The following is a 15,187-nucleotide window of genomic DNA, read 5'->3' as shown; positions in this document are numbered from 1 at the left end:
CCCCCGCGCCGCCCGCCGCCTCGACGGGGAAGATCAATCTGGACAAGGGGCGGGTCAGCCTCCAGAAGAACCAGACGGTCTCCCTGGTCAAGGGAGGGCAGCCGCTGCTCACCTCCGTGCGGATGGGGCTCGGCTGGGAGCCGGTCTTCCGCGCGGGCCGGCGCGCCAAGGACATCGACCTGGACGCCTCGGTCATCGCCTACGACGCCAACCGCAAGAAGATCGACGCCTGTTACTTCGGCAAGCTCGCCATCCTCGGCGGTGTCATCCAGCACTCGGGCGACAACCTCACGGGCGAGGGCGCCGGGGACGACGAAGTGATCACCGTCCACCTCGGCGACCTGCCGCCCGAGGTGACCGGGCTGGTCTTCACCGTGAACTCCTTCTCCGGCCAGAAGTTCACGGACGTCGCCAAGGCGTACTGCCGGCTCCTCGACGGCGCCGGGGCGGAGCTCGTCCGCTTCGACCTGACCCAGTCCGAGCCCCGTACCGGGGTGCTGATGGCGAAGTTCATCCGCCAGTTCTCCGGCGAGTGGGAGATGACGGCGCTGGGCGAGTTCGTCGACTCCCGCACGGTGCGGGGCATGGTCAAGCCGGGCGCCGCCGCGCTGTGATCCGGCCCCGGGCCGCCGAGCCGGCCCGGCCGTGCGGATCCTCCCCGGAACCGCCCGGCCGGGCCGGGCCGGCTCGCGTGTGCCCCGGGGTCCTGGACGGACTCGGAAACCCGGGGCGGCATGCCCGGCAGCCGGTCGGGCTCAGAAGTCGAAGACGGGGCCCGTCGCCCGGTGCAGGGCGCAGGAGTTGGGGTACGTCTTCTCCCAGGTGACAGGGCGGCCCTCGTGGGTGCCGCGGGCGGAGACCGTCACCGGGGCGTGCTCCATGGTGCACAGGCCGGGGTCGCCCGGCAGGGCATCGAGGTCGCCGTTGGCCCGGTCGAGCGCCGCGCACGCCTCGGCCGCCCTCGGATGGCTGCCGCGCGGGTTCGGGTCACACGTGAGGCGGGCCCCGTGCCCCCACACCTGCTGCGGGCCGGAGACGGTCAGGTAGAGCGTGCTGGGGGCGGGACGCTCGGGCACCGGCCTCCCCGTCGCGGGCTGGGCGGCCACGGCCGGCGCGGCCAGCAGCGGGAGGGCCACCGCGGTGGCGGCAGCGGCGGTACCGGCGAGGCGTCGGGTGAAAAGACGAGTGCTCATGGCCTCACAACGAGGCGGGGTCGCGGAAGGACACGGGCGTGCTCCGCCAACTCGGTGCCGCCCGGGAGGAATTGGCCCGGGCCGGTCACGGGTCCGGACACCGGCGCCCGGCACCGGCACCCGGCGCCGAGGGACTCCCCGCGCGCGGTGCTGCCGCACGCGGGGAGCCGCGCTCAGGACTGGGGCCGACGGCCGTGGTTGGCCGCGTTCTTACGACGAGCCCTCTTCTTGCGCCGACGCTTGGACGACATGGCGCCTCCTTTCCGCGGAGCGGGTGTTCTTCCTCGGCGTTTCTACCATTCGGTCCCCGCCTCCCGGGCAGCGCCCACGCCTCCCGGCCCCCGAAGGACCGGCACCGGACGGTCCCGCACCGTCCGCACCGCACCCACCCAGCACGGGTGACCGCGTCAAGCGGTGCCCCGCCGTGGTCGGCACCCCGCCGGCGGTCGGCGCGAGGTGGGGCGACTGCTCAGCGGCGTTCGCGGGAGTGACCGAAGAGGAGGCGGTAGGCGATCAGGAGGATGAGGGAGCCGGCGATGGCGGCCACCCACAGGCCGGGGTCGACAACGTTGTTGGCTATGGGCCGGTCGAGGAAGGTGGCGGAGAGCCAGCCGCCGAGGAAGGCTCCCGCGATGCCGATGAGGGCGGTGCCCACCACGCCGCCCGGATCGCGGCCGGGCAGCAGGATCTTGGCCACCGTGCCCGCGACCAGTCCGAGGATCAGCCAGCTCACCAGCCCGGAGTGCGCGAGGTCGGACAGGGCGTCGGAGAGGGTGTCGGATCCGGCGCCGTCCGCTTCGGCGAGCCGGGTCAGAGGGGCGAGCGGTGTGGTGGGCATGGCGTTCCTCCCCGTGGTCGTTCCGTTGCGGGCCCCATCATGCCCGGTGGGGGAGTGCGCGCCGGTGTCCCCTCAGGGCCGCCACCTCGGCGGATCGGTGCAGAAGTGGCCGCCGAGCCGGGACTGGTCGGCGGCCGAGGTGTCCAACTCGCCGTGCCGGGCGATGAGTTCGGCGGCGTACCGTTCGGAGTCGTCGCGCGGCTCGTACCCCAGGGCGCGGGTGGGGGCCAGGTCCCACCACAGCCGGGTGTTGGCGGAGGAGCCGTAGACGACGGTGTGGCCGACGTGCGGGGCGGTGAGCGCGGCGTGGAAGAGGCGGGCGGCGTCGCCGGGGCTCAGCCAGGTGGACAGCATCCGCACGGAGGCCGGCTCGGGGTAGCAGGAGCCGATGCGGACGGAGACGGTCTCGATGCCGTGGCGGTCCCAGTAGAGCTGGGCGAGGTCCTCGCCGAACGCCTTGGACAGGCCGTAGAAGGTGTCGGGGCGGTGCGGGGTCTCCACGGGGACGGGCGGTGCGTCTTCGCCGGGTACGGGTGTGAAGCCCACCGCGTGGTGGGAGGAGGCGACCACCAGGCGGCGCACGCCCTCGGCGCGCGCCGCCTCGTAGAGCGCCTGGGTGCCGCGGATGTTGGCGGCGAGGATGCGGGCGAAGTCGGCCTCCTGCGAGATGGCCGCCAGGTGGACGACCGCGTCCACGCCCCGTAGGGCCGTGCGGAGCGCGTCGTCGTCCGCGGTGGCCAGGTCCAGCGTGAGCGCCTCGGGCGCGCCCTCGACGGGACGCAGGTCCGTGGGCCGCAGCTCGTACCCGTAGGCGGGCAGCAGGTCGCGCATCAGTGTGCCCACGCCCCCCGCGGCGCCGGTGAGCAGAACGGTGCGGGGTGCGGGCCCGGCGGCCGGGTGGTTCTCGGACATGGTCGGTCTCCCTCCTGGCGGCGGGCGCTGCCGGTGGCGGCGGTCCGCCTCAGCGCAGCGCGGCCTTCATCATCTTCGCGGCGACGGGGGCCGCGAGGCCGTTGCCGCTGACCTCGGCGCGGGCGGCGTCGGAGTCCTCGACGACGACGGCCACCGCGACCTTCTTGCCGCTGCCGGTCTCGGCCCAGGAGGTGAACCAGGCGTAGGGCGTACCGCTGTTGTCCACTCCGTGCTGCGCCGTTCCTGTCTTGCCGCCGACGGTGAGGCCGTCGATCCGCGCGTTGCCGCCGGTGCCCTTCGTGACCACCGTACGCATCGCCGACCGGAGCTGGAGGCGGTGTCCTGGCTCATCACCCGGTGAGAGGCGGGGTTCTCGTGGGACTCCAGCGTGTGCCCGCTCGCGTCCTGCACGCGGGAGACCATGTGCGGGTCGACCAGTTCGCCGCCGTTCGCGATGGCCTGCGAGACCATGGCCATCTGGAGCGGGGTGGCGGTGACCTCGTACTGCCCGACGCCGGAGAGGCCGGTCTGCGCGTCGTCCATCTTCGCGGGGAAGTTGCTCTTGGCGGCGCGGACGGGCACGTCCTGCTTCGCGTCGTTGAAGCCGAACTTCTCGGCCTGTGCGCGGACCTTCCCGGCGCCCAGGTCGGTGGCCAGCTTGGCGAAGACGTTGTTGCACGAGTAGCGCAGCGCGGTGCGCAGGCTGGCGTTCTCGCAGGGCGCCGAGCGGTTCTCGTTGTGCAGCACCGTGGAGGTGCCCTTGAGGGTGTACGGGTCGGGGCTGTCGGTCGGCTCGTCCACCGACGCGTACAGCCCGTTCTCCAGCGCCGCGGCGGCCACGACCAGCTTGAACGTGGAGCCGGGCGGCACCGCCTGGCGCAGCGCCCGGTTGAGCGTCGGCTTGTCGTCGTGCTTGCCGTTGCCGCTGCGCGCGGTCAGCCTCTTCCAGGCCGCGTCGTCGTCCTTGCCGCTGCCGCTGATCGTCGTGGGGTCGAAGGAGGGGGAGCTGACGACGCCCAGCAGCTCGCCGCTGTCCGGGTCGACGGCCACGGCGGCGCCCTTCTTGTCGCCCAGCGCCTCGTACCCGGCGCGCTGGACGGCCGGGTCGATGGTGGTGAGGACGTCGCCGGGTTCGGCGCTGTCGCCGGTCAGCAGGTCGAGGGGGTCCTTGAGCCGGTCGTCGGTGCTGTCGAGCACGTCCTGGTAGATGCCCTCCAGCTGGGTGGCCCCGCGCACCTGCGAGGAGAAACCGGTGACGGGCGCGTAGAGCGGGCCGTCGGTGTACGTGCGCTGGTAGCGCAGGTCACCGCCGTCCTCGGCGCGCTCGGAGCCGGTGACGGGTTTGCCGCCCACGATGATGTCCCCGAAGGGCCGTGCGTACTCCTCCAGTGTGTTGCGCCGGTTCTTGTCGTCGTCCGCGAGTGCTTCGCCGTGCACCATCTGCACCCAGGTGACCCGCAGCAGCAGAGCCATCACCAGGAGCAGGGTGACGATGCCCGCACGCCTGATTGTCCTGTTCATCCCGTACGAGAACGTGAGCGGGGCGGTCGCGGGTTCCTGCCGCAGGTCCTTCTCAGGACATTCTCATCTCGTCCTGGCCCTTGGGATCATCCCGTCCGCCGCGCCTCCCGCCCCGCACGCACGTTCGCCGTGGAGGCGTCGGCGGTGGCGACGTCGCGAGGATAGGTGCGCAGCGCGGGCAGGCCGATGAGGGAGGCGGCCAGCAGGGGGACGAGGGAGAGAAGCAGGGTGTACTCCAGCGCGTGCCTGCCCGCGAACAGGTGGTCGGCGACATAGCCGAACAGGGTGGGGGCCAGTGCCTCGCTCAGGGTGCGCAGCACGGTGCGGGTGCCCTCGGCCGTGCCCCACAGCATGTGCGGCACGATGTCCAGCCGTGCCGCGTCCAGCGGCGGGTTCACCGCCCCCAGGAACGCCGTCCCGCACAGCAGCAGCGGCAGCGCGACCGCCAGGGTGGTGCTGTGCAGTGCGGGGCCCACCAGCAGCGGTACGGCCAGCAGGCAGACGATCGGCACCAGGATCCGCGCGTGGACGTACCCGCGCGCCAGCAGCCGGTCGGAGGCCCGCCCGCCGAGCAGTACCCCGCACACGCCGCCCGCCCCGACAACCAGGACGAGGGAGCCGGCCACGGAGGTGCTGACGCCGTACTGGTCGGTCGTGAAGACCGTGGCGAAGGCGCGCAGTCCCGCGAAGAAGAAGTAGCCCAGCGCCGAGGCGATGATCAGCACCAGGTTGGTGGGGATCCGCAGCACGTAGAGCACCGTCCGCCAGGCCGGGAGCGCACGCGGGTCGGAGTGCAGGACGAAGCGCGGGTCCGGCGGCATGTCGATACGGGCCCCGGGCCGCTGTCCGTCCTCTCCCTCACCGTCCCCGGCGCCGCCGTCCCCGCTGCGGCCGTCCCCGGTGCCACCGCCTCCACCGCCCCCGCTGCCGCCGTTCCCGCCCGCTGCCCCGTCCGTGTCCCGGGTGTCCGCGCGGAGGCCGGCCTGCTCCCCGCGGGCGGGCTCCGGCAGCCGGGCGAGGGTCCACACCAGCGCGGCCGTGGGCAGCACCAGCCACCAGAAGGCGTACCGCCACCCCAGGGCGCTGCCGACCGTGCTGGAGACGGCGAACCCGAGGGCGGTCCCGAACAGTTCCCCGCCGACGACGAACCCCAGCATCCGGGCGCGCCGCCGGGCCGGGAAGAAGTCACCGACCAGGGAGCTGACGGCCGGCCCCGAGCTGGCGGTGACCGCGCCGAGGAACGCGCGGGCCACCAGCAGCCACGTGTACGACGTCGCCGCGCCCGACACCAGCGTCGCCAGCCCCCACAGCGCGACGGTGACGACCAGCAGCCGGGTCCGCCGCACCCGGTCGGCCAGCAGACCGAAGGGCACCGTGCACGCGGCCCCGACGAAGGCGACCACGGACACCAGCAGGCCCATCGCGGCGTAACCGATGCCGAAGGCGTCCGAGAGGGGACCGGCCATCGCCGAGACGGTCCCCTTGTCCGCGCCGTCGAGTGCGAGCACGGCGGCCATCGTCATCGCGGCCCGCGCCGCGGGAAGGCCGCCGAAGAGGCGCTCGGTCCGCTTCCGGACGCCGCCTCGCACGCGGCGCGGGGCTCCCGCGACGCACCGGAGCCGCCTGCGGCACCGGACCCGCGCGCGGCACCGGACCCGCGCGCGGCACCTGCCCCGCCCGCGGCGCGGGGGAGGCGGGAGGTGCGGTCGGCGCGGGATGGGCACGCATTTCCTATGTCACCGGAACACCGCCGTTGAAACAGCGTGGCCCGCGGGGCGGGTGAGGCGGCGTGGCTGGCGGTTCACCGGACTGCCGGCTTGGGATAATGACGGGCCCCTTGAGGGAGGTGCGGGCGTGTTCGGTCGGTGGCCGACCCTGAAACAGCGTGCGGAACAGTCCCTGGGCGGCCGTCTGTGGCGGCACGGCACCGAATTCGAGCTGATGCGCAGGGCGATGGCGTTCGGCACCCTCGGCTTCGTCTCCATGGTCCCGCTGCTGATCGTGGTGGCCGCCCTCGACCCGGTGCACCACGCGGGATTCGAGGCGTGGATCGTCAACGGAATGGGGCTGGAGAACCGGTCCGCCGCCCGCGCCGTGCACCGCCTCTTCTCCGCCCCGCAGCAGGTCATCAGCACCACCAGTGTGCTCAGCGCGGTACTGCTGGGCGTTTTCGGACTGAGTTTCGCGGCGAGCGTGCAGAACAGTTACGAAATGATCTGGGCACTTCCGCCCGGCCGCTGGCACAAATTGTGGCGGCAGGGCGTGTGGCTCGCCGCACTGACCGCATTCCTCTTCGCCGAGGTGGAGAGCGAGGCGGTACTGCGCCGGGGGACCGGGGAGATCGCCGCCCGGGTGTTCCTCACGGTCCTCTTCGGGGTGCTCTTCTTCTGGTGGGGGCAGTTCCTCCTGCTGGGCGGCCGGGTGCGGTGGTCGGCCCTGTTCCCGGGCGCCGTGGCGACCATGGTGGGGCTGGCCGGACTGCGGGTCTTCTCCTCGCTGGTCTTCTCACCGATGATCATCGGCAGCACGAAGACCAACGGTCCCGCCGGCACCCTGCTGATCGTGCAGTCCTGGTTCATCGGGGTGGGTTTCGTGGTGCTCGGCGGTCCGCTGGTCGGCCACAACTTCCACCTGTGGCGGATCCACCACCGGGCCGCCCACCACTCTCCCGGCACGGGGTGACCACCCCGTGCTCGTAGGCCAGGATCACCGCCTGGGTGCGGTCCCGGGCGCCGAGCTTGGCCAGGACGGCGGCCACATGTGTCTTCACCGTCGCCGTGCTCACCGTGAAGCGCCCGGCGATCTCCGCGTTCGTCAGCCCCTGGGCCATCAGCCGCAGCACGTCCGCCTCCCGCTCCGTGAGCCGGGCCGTCAGCGCCTCGGCGCGGCGGTCGCTCGCGTGGTGGGCCGCCAGGGCGCGGACCGCGGAGGGGAACAGCAGCGAGTCGCCCTGCGCGACCACCCGGACGCCGGCGACCAGCTCCTTTGCCGTGGCCCGTTTGAGCAGGAAGCCATGGGCGCCCGCCCGCAGCGCGTCGTAGACGTACGCGTCGTTCTCGAAGGTCGTCAGGACGAGGACGCGCGGCGCGTCGGCGCCCATGGTGCCCACCAGGTGCTCGGTGGCGCGGATGCCGTCGATCCGCGGCATACGGACGTCCATCAGCACCACGTCGGGACGCAGCTCGCGCACCACGGAGACCGCCTCGTCGCCGTCCGCCGCCTCGCCCGCCACCTCGATGCCCGGCTCGGTCGTCAGGATCGCCCGCAGCGCCGTGCGGACCATCCGCTCGTCGTCCGCCAGGACGACCCGCAGGACGGGCGCCGTCACCGTGCCGCCTTTGTCCGGGAGGCCGTCAGCGGCAGCCGGACGGTCAGGCGCCACACGCCGTCCTCCTCGCCCGCGGCCACCGTGCCGCCCAGCAGTGCCGCCCGCTCGGCCATCCAGGCCAGTCCGCGCCCGCCCGAGCGGCGGGACGCGGGGCGGGTCCCGTCCGTCGCGTTCTCGATCGTCACCCTCAACGTCCTCTCCCCTCCCCGGGATGCCTCTCGATCCCCGTCTCCCGCACGGCCGCCGTCCCCTTCGCGCCCCCTGCGCCCCCCGCGTCCCCCGGTTTCCTCCCGCCGGTGCTCCAGCAGGACGCGCACGGCGGCGCCGGGGGCGTGCCGCAGCGTGTTGCTCAGTCCCTCCTGCACCACGCGGAACGCCTCGGCCGACACCCTCTCGTCCAGCGCCGCGGGCGGCCCCAGCGCCTCGTCGATCCGCACCTGGACCTCGGTGCCGGTGGCGCGGGTGCGCGCGAGCAGCGACTCCAGGCCGGTCGCCAGCGTGGGGCCGACGGCCTCGGCGTGCTTGGCGGTACCTCCCTCCCGCAGGATGCCGAGGACCGCGTCCAGCTCCGCGACGGCGCCCCGGCTCGTCTCCTCGATCGCGGCCAGCGCCTCCCGTACGAACCCCGGATCGGCCTGGAGGACCCGGCGCGCGGCGCCCGCCTGGAGGGTCACGGCGCTGAGCGCGTGCCCGACCGAGTCGTGCAGCTCGCGCGCCAGCCGGTTGCGGACCGCCAGGTCCGCCGCCCGGCGCTCGGCGGCGGCCAGCCGGTCGGCGGGGGTGGGCCCCAGCAGGACGGGCGCGCAGCGCGTCAGCAGGGCGCCCGCCCCGTACACCGCCGCCAGCAGGAGCGCCAGCAGCGCCGCCCCGGCCGGCGGTGCCGCCCACAGCGCGCTGCCCGCGTGCTCCCACGGCCAGACCCAGCGCTGGGCGCGCAGCCCGGGGACGAGGGGGCAGACCAGCAGGACGACGGCCATCGGCGGCACCGCCAGTGACGCCCCGCTCACCAGCCCGCCCAGGCTCACGTGCAGCGTGAACCACGCCGCCGAGCGGCGCCGGGCCGCCCACGAGCCGGCCGGTCCGGCGGTCGGCTCGTGGGCCGGCACGCCGCACAGGGTGCGGGCCGACGCCGACTCCAGCGCCCGGACGAGGGGCAGCAGCCCGCCCACCGCCACCAGCGGCAGGGAGAGGGCGAACGTCAGGAACTGCACCCGCGGCTGCGAGCCGAACCCCTGGGCCGCTTCCGGCCGTACGATGCCGAGGAGCACCACCGTCAGCAGGTAGAAGGGCATCAACTGCGCCCCGCCCTGGAGCAGGTGCACCCACCGCAGCCCCAGCGTCCGCCACACGCCCCGCTCACCCGGCCGCCCGGTCGTCAACCCCGTCCCCCCTCCCGCCGCCCGCTGTTCCGAGGTGCTCATCCGCTCTGCGGGGCCGCCCCAGCACCGCGCACCTCGCGCATCGGCACGGGTCCCGGCCGCGTCCGCCGCACCAGCTCCCGCGCCCCCAGTGCGGCCAGGACCGCCCCGGCGAGCGTCTGGCACGTATAGGCGAGCATCATCCCACCGGTCGCCCTCCCGCCTAGCGCGCCGCCGGCGAGGGAACCCATCAGCAGCCAGCCGCCCCCGCAGGCCAGGACGCCCGTGCCGACCCAGGCGGCGGTCAGCGCCGGCCACAGCCGGGCGGCTGTCGAGGGGCGCCGCGCGCCGCCCTGCCGGAGCAGCCGGGCGGTGCCCGCGAAGGCGACCAGGACATAGAGCACGTATGTCGCGTTCGCGAGGCGGGTCGCGGTGCTCCGGCGCCCGGTGTCCACGCCCGCCTCGACGCCGGCGGCCCACAGCGTGTGCGCCACCACGGTGGGAAGGACCACCAGCGCGGCGCAGGCGAGCGCCCACCGTGCGCCCGCGGGCGCGCCGCCCTCCCGGGTCCGCAGCGGCGCGCACAGCAGCGGGCCCCAGCGGTCCCGTACGTACAGCACGAAGAGGGCGGTCAGGGTGACGGCCTGGGCGATGAAGCCGGTGTAGACGAGCGTCCACACCCAGCTCTCCAGGAGCTGGGGCCCGCTGTCGCCGTCGGTCATGGCCGAGCCGCCGGTCAGGGCGCTGTGGAGCGCCTGCGCCGGGAAGGCCACCACGATCGGACCGAGCAGTCCGCAGGCGACCCACAGGGGGAGAGCGAGCAGGGCGCCGTGGACGCGCCGTCCCCAGGGGCGGCTGAGGGTGAGCGCCAGGAGGACGACGGCACTGTCCATGGCGACCGTCAGCGCGTTGAGGGCCCACAGGGCGGCGCCGCCGTCGAGCAGGTGGCTGTCCTCGGGGATGCCGGCGTGGCTGCCCGTCAGCCACAGCACCTTCAAGGTCAGGTAGGGCAGGCACGCCGCCGCGGTGAGGGCGGCGAGGATGTGCTTCTTTCTCTCCATGGCCCCCACACTTCCGGCAGCGGGCGGGCGGGGGCGTCCTGCCGGATGGGGAACCGGCTCCGCCGCGCGGCGGAGCCGTCGTCCTCCCGGCGGAGGGTGCCGGGTGGTTCCCACCGGGCCGGGGGAGGGAGCGGGCAGGTCATCCGCGAGGGGCGTTCACGCGGGGTCGTTCACAGGGTGCGGGTGGCGTGCGTCAGCCGGTCGCGGGCGTCGAACAGGGCGTGTTTGATGCGCTGTTCGTGCGCGGGTGTCAGCCGGGCGGCGGGCACCGAGCAGCTGAGCGCGTCGCGGGCCGGAGTGCGGTAGGGGATGGCGATGCCGAAGCAGCGGAGCCCCAGCGTGTTCTCCTCGCGGTCCACCGCGTAACCCTGCTCGCGCACCAGGTGCAGTTCCTCGATCAGCCGCTCCCGGTCGGTGACGGTGCGCTCGGTGTGCCGGGCCAGCCGCTCGGGAAGCAGCGCGCGCACCTCGTCGTCGGTGTAGGTGGCCAGCAGCGCCTTGCCGAGCGAGGTGGAGTGCGCGGGGAGCCGGCGTCCGACGCGGGCGAAGGGGCGCAGATAGTGCTGGGACTGGCGGGTGGCCAGGTAGACGACGTCGGTGCCGTCGAGCCGGGCCAGGTGGATGGTCTCCGTGGTGTCCTCCGAGAGCCGGTCGAGGGCGGGTCCAGCGGCGGCCACCACCTCGTCGCCGTCGATGTAGGAGGTGCCCACCAGCAGGGCCCGGACGCCGATCCCGTACCGCGTGCCCGTGCTGTCCGTCTCCACCCAGCCCAGCTCGACCAGGGTGCGCAGCAGCATGTAGAGGCTCGACTTGGGGTACCCGACGGCCTCCTGCACGGCGGCCAGCGTGTGCATGCCCGGCCGGTGCGCGAAGAACTCCAGCAACTCCACCGTCCGCACGGCCGACTTGACCTGCGAACCCCCCGCCTCGGTAGCGGACATCGACCTTGACCCCTCTGTTCGGACGGACCTACAGTCCGGAAGGCATTCACCTACACGGATGTTGTTCAGAATACCGAACAAGGCGGCTGTAGGGGCTCGGATTCCGCGACCCAGGAGGACCCGTGGCAGCAGCAGTACCAGTGTGGAGCGTCGATCCGCGGACCGGTGAGCGGCGGGAGCACGTCGCCGACGAGACCACGGCGGCCGGCGTGGACGCCGCCGTGCGCGCCGCGCACGCCGCCGTCCCCGCGCTCGCCGACCGCACCGCACGCGCCGCCTTCCTGCGGGCCGCCGCCGCGCGGCTGGAGTCCGACGGGGAGCGGATCGTCGCGACGGCCGACGCCGAGAGCGCGCTGGGCACGCCCCGGCTCACCGGCGAACTCGCCCGCACCACCGGCCAGTTGCGGGCCTTCGCCGACGAGGTGGAGGACGGCGGCCTCCTCGGCGTCATCATCGACCACGCCGACCCGGACGCCACCCCGCCCCGCCCCGACCTTCGCCGCTACAAGCTGCCCCTCGGCGTCGTCGCCGTCTACGCCGCCTCCAACTTCCCCCTCGCCTTCTCCGTCCCCGGCGGCGACACCGCCAGCGCGCTCGCCGCGGGCTGCCCCGTCGTCGTCAAGGCCCACCCCGACCATCCGGCCACCTCCGAACTGTGCGCGGCGGCGCTGCGTGCCGCCGCGGCGGAGACCGGCCTGGCCGAGGACGTCGTCTCGCTCGTGCACGGCTTCGACGCCGGCGTCGCGCTGGTGCGCCACCCGCTGGTCTCCGCCGCCGGGTTCACCGGCTCGGTACGCGGTGGCCGGGCCCTCTTCGACGCCGCCGCCGCCCGCCCGGTGCCCATCCCCTTCCACGGCGAACTCGGCTCCCTCAACCCGGTGGTGGTCACCCGCGCCGCCGTCGCCGAGCGTGCCGGGGAACTGGGTGACGGGCTCGGCGGCTCCATGACGCTGGGCACCGGACAGTTCTGCGTCAAGCCCGGACTCGTCCTGGTGCCCGAGGGCGCCGACGGGGACCGCATGCTCGACTCCCTCGCCGGGACGCTGCGCCGGACCGCCCCCGGACACCTCTTGGACGCGCGGATGCGCGACGCCTTCCTGGAGGGTGTCCGCGCCCGGGCGGCGCTCGCGGACGTCACGGCTCCCGTCGCGGCCGGACCGGGTGACGACGCCGCCTCGCGCACCGTGCGGCCCGGCGTGCTCACCGTCCCAGCACGCGCCCTGGGGGAGGAGCACGAACTGCTGCTGGAGGAGTGCTTCGGGCCGGTGACCGTCGCCGTGCGGTACGCCGACGACGCCGAGATCGAGGCCGTGCTGGAGCGCGTGCCCGGCAGCCTGACCGCCACCGTGCACCTCGGCGCCGAGGAGGCGGCCGGCGGAGGGGACGCCCGCGCGCTGGTCACCCGGCTCACCGCGCTGGCCGGGCGCGTCGTCGTGAACGGGTGGCCGACCGGGGTCGCCGTCGCACCGGCCCAGCACCACGGGGGCCCGTACCCGGCCACGACCTCCACCTCCACCTCCGTGGGCGCCACCGCCGTCGAACGGTGGCTGCGGCCCGTCGTCCACCAGGACACCCCCGAACCCCTCCTCCCGCCGGAGCTGCGGGACGGCAACCCGCTCCGCCTCCCCCGGCGCGTGGACGGCAAGCGGGAGTGAGACGGCCGGGGACGGCGGCCCCGGGCGGCCGGCGGCGGCGAAACGGGCACGGCCGGGCTGCGGAGTGCGCGGACCGGAACCCGGTGGACCGGGCGCGGGCCGCCCGCGACACTGTGCGCATGGATCCCCGCCTGCTCGCCGCCGAGTTCGCACCTGAGTTCACCTACCTCAACACCGCCTCCCACGGCCTTTTGCCCGCCCGTGCGGTGGCCGCGGTCACCCGGGCCACCGCGGGCATGGCCGCCGGCCGCATCGACCAGGCCGCCTACCTGGACGTGGCCGATGAGGCCCGCGCGCTGTTCGCACGGATCGTGGGAACGACGCCCGACCGGGTGGCGCTGGGCAGCGCCGTGTCCACCCACACCGGACTGATCGCCGCGTCACTCCCGCCGGGTGCCCATGTGCTGGCACCGGAGGGCGAGTTCAGCTCCGTCGTGAACCCGTTCACCGTCCGCGAAGACGTCACCTTGCGCACCGTCCCGCTCGACACCCTCGCGGACGAGGTGGACGACGCGACCACACTGGTCGCCCTCAGCGCGGTGCAGTCCGTGGACGGCCGGATCGCCGACCTGGCGGCGGTCCGCGAGGCGGCCCGCGCCGCGGGGGCCCGGATCCTGCTGGACGCGACCCAGGCCGCGGGCTGGCTCCCGCTGTCCGCCGACGCCTACGACTACGTGGTGTGCGGGGCCTACAAGTGGCTGCTGTGTCCGCGGGGCACCTCGTTCCTGGTGGTCTCCCGCGCGGCCCAGGAGGCGGGCGCGGTGCGGCCGGTGCACGCGGGCTGGGTCGCCGGCGCCTCGCCGTGGGACGACTGCTACGGCCCCATCGCCCGGCTGGCCCCCGACGCGCGGGCGTACGAACAGCCCGCGCCGTACCTGCCGTACCTGGGGGCGGCCGCCGCGCTCACGCTCGTCGAGGAGCTGGGCGGGCCGGAGGCGGTCGGGGCGCACGACCGGGCGCTCGCGGCACGCTTCCGCGCGGGGGTCGCCGGCCTGGGGCACGAACCGGTGCCGGGCGACTCGGCGATCGTTGCCGTGCCGGGGCTCGGGGAGGTCGCCGCGCAGCTGGCGGCGGCGGGGGTGACGGTCTCCGTCCGGGAGGGCAACCTGCGCGCCTCCTTCCACCTCTACAACACCGAGGAGGACGTGGACCGGCTGCTGGCCCTGCTGAAGGGCTGAGCACGAAAGGCCGGGGACCGCTTCCGCCGTGAAGGGACGAGCATGAACGGACGAGGTCCCAAGGAGGGGACCTGGTCCGTCACGAGGGGGCGAGGGGACCGGGCCCGTCACGAGGGAGCCGGGCGGGGACGACCCGGCCGGTTCCGTGACGAAGGGGCGGGACCGCGTACGGTCCCGCCCCACCGTCAGCGGGCCGCCGGCCGGGTCACTTCACGGGCGTGAAGTCCCGCGCCCCGATGAACTCGGGGCGCCGGACGGGCGCGGCGAAGGGCTCCACCGCCTCGTTCTCGACGCTGTTGAAGACGATGAACACATTGCTCCGCGGGTAGGGAGTGATGTTGTCACCGCTCCCGTGCATGCAGTTGCAGTCGAACCAGGTCGCCGAGCCCGGCTTGCCCGTGAACAGCTTGATGCCGTGCGCGTCGGCGAACTTGGTCAGGGCCTCGTCGGAGGGCGTGCCCGCGTCCTGCATCTGGAGCGACTTCTTGTAGTTGTCCTTCGGCGTCTCGCCCGCGCAGCCGAGGAAGGTCTTGTGCGACCCCGGCATGATCATCAGGCCGCCGTTGGTGTCGTGGTTCTCCGTCAGCGCGATCGAGACCGACACGGTCCGCATGTGGGGCAGGCCGTCCTCCGCGTGCCAGGTCTCGAAGTCCGAGTGCCAGTAGAAGCCCGTGGCGCCGAAGCCCGGCTTGACGTTGATCCGGGACTGGTGGACGTAGACGTCCGAGCCCAGGATCTGCCGCGCCCTGCCCACGACGCGCGGGTCCCGCACCAGTGCGGCGAAGACCTCGCTGATCTTGTGCACCTCGAACACGGACCGGATCTCCTGCGACTTCGGCTCGACGATCGAGCGCTCGTCGGCCCGGATGACCGGATCCGAGGTGAGCCGGTTCAGTTCCGCGCGCAGCTTGTCCACCTCCGCCGAGGTGATCAGCTGGTCGATGGCGAGGAACCCGTCCCGCTCGTAGGCCGCCAGGTCCGCGGCCTCGATCGGCCCCGGCGTACCCGGCTCGGACCACACGACGGGGTCCATCCGCGGGATCGCCACCTCGGTGGCTCCGCGGGTCGGGTACAGGTCGGCGGTGCGCTCGGGTGCGGTGGTCATGGATGTGCCTTCCTCTCCTCTCGTACGGCCCTGTTCAGTTGGCGGAACGGCCGGTACGGCCGCGCGGCCCGAGAGGCCGGACGGCCGGGCCGGCCGA

14 protein-coding genes and 1 pseudogene are annotated in these 15,187 nt (G+C 74.2%); 4 read left to right on the top strand and 11 right to left on the bottom strand.

Annotated features, from left to right (window positions below):
• Positions 1 to 614 (top strand): TerD family protein (locus FM076_RS07000; protein WP_173869052.1); only part of this gene is annotated, 614 nt, incomplete at its 5' end.
• A 141-nt stretch (positions 615 to 755) separates the two neighbouring features.
• Here the strand turns inward: FM076_RS07000 and FM076_RS06995 are convergent.
• The 6 genes and pseudogenes from FM076_RS06995 to FM076_RS06975 form a co-directional block, all read right to left on the bottom strand.
• Complete coding sequence (locus FM076_RS06995) at positions 756 to 1,193, bottom strand: subtilase-type protease inhibitor (RefSeq protein ID WP_173869051.1); 438 nt, start codon at positions 1,191 to 1,193, stop codon at positions 756 to 758.
• A gap of 173 nt (positions 1,194 to 1,366) precedes the next feature.
• Complete coding sequence (locus FM076_RS35260) at positions 1,367 to 1,444, bottom strand: 50S ribosomal protein bL37 (RefSeq protein WP_374117516.1); 78 nt, start codon at positions 1,442 to 1,444, stop codon at positions 1,367 to 1,369.
• Between the two features lie 218 nt (positions 1,445 to 1,662).
• Positions 1,663 to 1,953 carry a GlsB/YeaQ/YmgE family stress response membrane protein gene (locus FM076_RS06990; RefSeq protein ID WP_243274818.1) on the bottom strand — a complete coding sequence of 97 codons (291 nt, stop codon included), beginning with the start codon at positions 1,951 to 1,953 and terminating at the stop codon, positions 1,663 to 1,665.
• A gap of 150 nt (positions 1,954 to 2,103) precedes the next feature.
• Positions 2,104 to 2,943 (bottom strand): NAD-dependent epimerase/dehydratase family protein, encoded by an 840-nt coding sequence (locus FM076_RS06985; RefSeq protein WP_173869047.1) that lies wholly within the window; start codon positions 2,941 to 2,943, stop codon positions 2,104 to 2,106.
• Positions 2,944 to 2,992: 49 nt separating this feature from the next.
• Positions 2,993 to 4,464, bottom strand: a pseudogene (locus FM076_RS06980) (penicillin-binding transpeptidase domain-containing protein).
• An 86-nt stretch (positions 4,465 to 4,550) separates the two neighbouring features.
• Complete coding sequence (locus FM076_RS06975) at positions 4,551 to 6,053, bottom strand: MFS transporter (protein ID WP_173869046.1); 1,503 nt, start codon at positions 6,051 to 6,053, stop codon at positions 4,551 to 4,553.
• Between the two features lie 265 nt (positions 6,054 to 6,318).
• On the opposite strand from FM076_RS06975, the gene FM076_RS06970 reads away from it, so the two are divergent.
• Positions 6,319 to 7,146, top strand: a complete 828-nt coding sequence (locus FM076_RS06970) for a ribonuclease BN (RefSeq protein WP_173869044.1) — start codon at positions 6,319 to 6,321, stop codon at positions 7,144 to 7,146.
• Here the strand turns inward: FM076_RS06970 and FM076_RS06965 are convergent.
• The 4 genes from FM076_RS06965 to FM076_RS06950 all read right to left on the bottom strand — a co-directional run bounded on the left by FM076_RS06965 (position 7,040) and on the right by FM076_RS06950 (position 11,152).
• Positions 7,040 to 7,792 carry a response regulator gene (locus FM076_RS06965; protein ID WP_173869042.1) on the bottom strand — a complete coding sequence of 251 codons (753 nt, stop codon included), beginning with the start codon at positions 7,790 to 7,792 and terminating at the stop codon, positions 7,040 to 7,042. The two genes, FM076_RS06970 and FM076_RS06965, sit on opposite strands and share 107 nt — an antisense overlap.
• Positions 7,789 to 9,171 (bottom strand): sensor histidine kinase, encoded by a 1,383-nt coding sequence (locus tag FM076_RS06960; protein WP_345944910.1) that lies wholly within the window; start codon positions 9,169 to 9,171, stop codon positions 7,789 to 7,791. Before FM076_RS06960 ends, FM076_RS06965 begins: the two co-directional genes overlap by 4 nt.
• 38 nt (positions 9,172 to 9,209) lie before the next feature.
• Positions 9,210 to 10,211 carry a hypothetical protein gene (locus tag FM076_RS06955; protein WP_173869040.1) on the bottom strand — a complete coding sequence of 334 codons (1,002 nt, stop codon included), beginning with the start codon at positions 10,209 to 10,211 and terminating at the stop codon, positions 9,210 to 9,212.
• A 170-nt stretch (positions 10,212 to 10,381) separates the two neighbouring features.
• Entirely contained in the window at positions 10,382 to 11,152 is a 771-nt protein-coding gene (locus FM076_RS06950) for an IclR family transcriptional regulator (protein WP_173869038.1), read from the bottom strand.
• 122 nt (positions 11,153 to 11,274) lie between these two features.
• On the opposite strand from FM076_RS06950, the gene FM076_RS06945 reads away from it, so the two are divergent.
• Both FM076_RS06945 and FM076_RS06940 read left to right on the top strand, forming a co-directional pair.
• Positions 11,275 to 12,807, top strand: coding sequence for an aldehyde dehydrogenase (NADP(+)) (locus FM076_RS06945; protein ID WP_345944909.1), 1,533 nt, complete (start codon positions 11,275 to 11,277; stop codon positions 12,805 to 12,807).
• Between the two features lie 119 nt (positions 12,808 to 12,926).
• Positions 12,927 to 13,985: an aminotransferase class V-fold PLP-dependent enzyme gene (locus FM076_RS06940; RefSeq protein WP_173869036.1), complete on the top strand. Its 1,059-nt coding sequence runs from the start codon at positions 12,927 to 12,929 to the stop codon at positions 13,983 to 13,985.
• 205 nt (positions 13,986 to 14,190) lie between these two features.
• Here the strand turns inward: FM076_RS06940 and thpD are convergent, their stop codons facing one another.
• Complete coding sequence (gene thpD / locus FM076_RS06935; protein ID WP_173869034.1) at positions 14,191 to 15,090, bottom strand: ectoine hydroxylase; 900 nt, start codon at positions 15,088 to 15,090, stop codon at positions 14,191 to 14,193.
• Between the last annotated feature and the right edge of the window lie 97 nt (positions 15,091 to 15,187).

The sequence above is a fragment of the Streptomyces albus subsp. chlorinus genome, from assembly GCF_013302895.1.
In the GTDB taxonomy this organism is placed as follows: Bacteria; Actinomycetota; Actinomycetes; order Streptomycetales; family Streptomycetaceae; genus Streptomyces; species Streptomyces chlorinus.
Note: the sequence above shows the minus strand (reverse complement) of the source record. Positions and strands in the feature narration are given on the sequence as shown.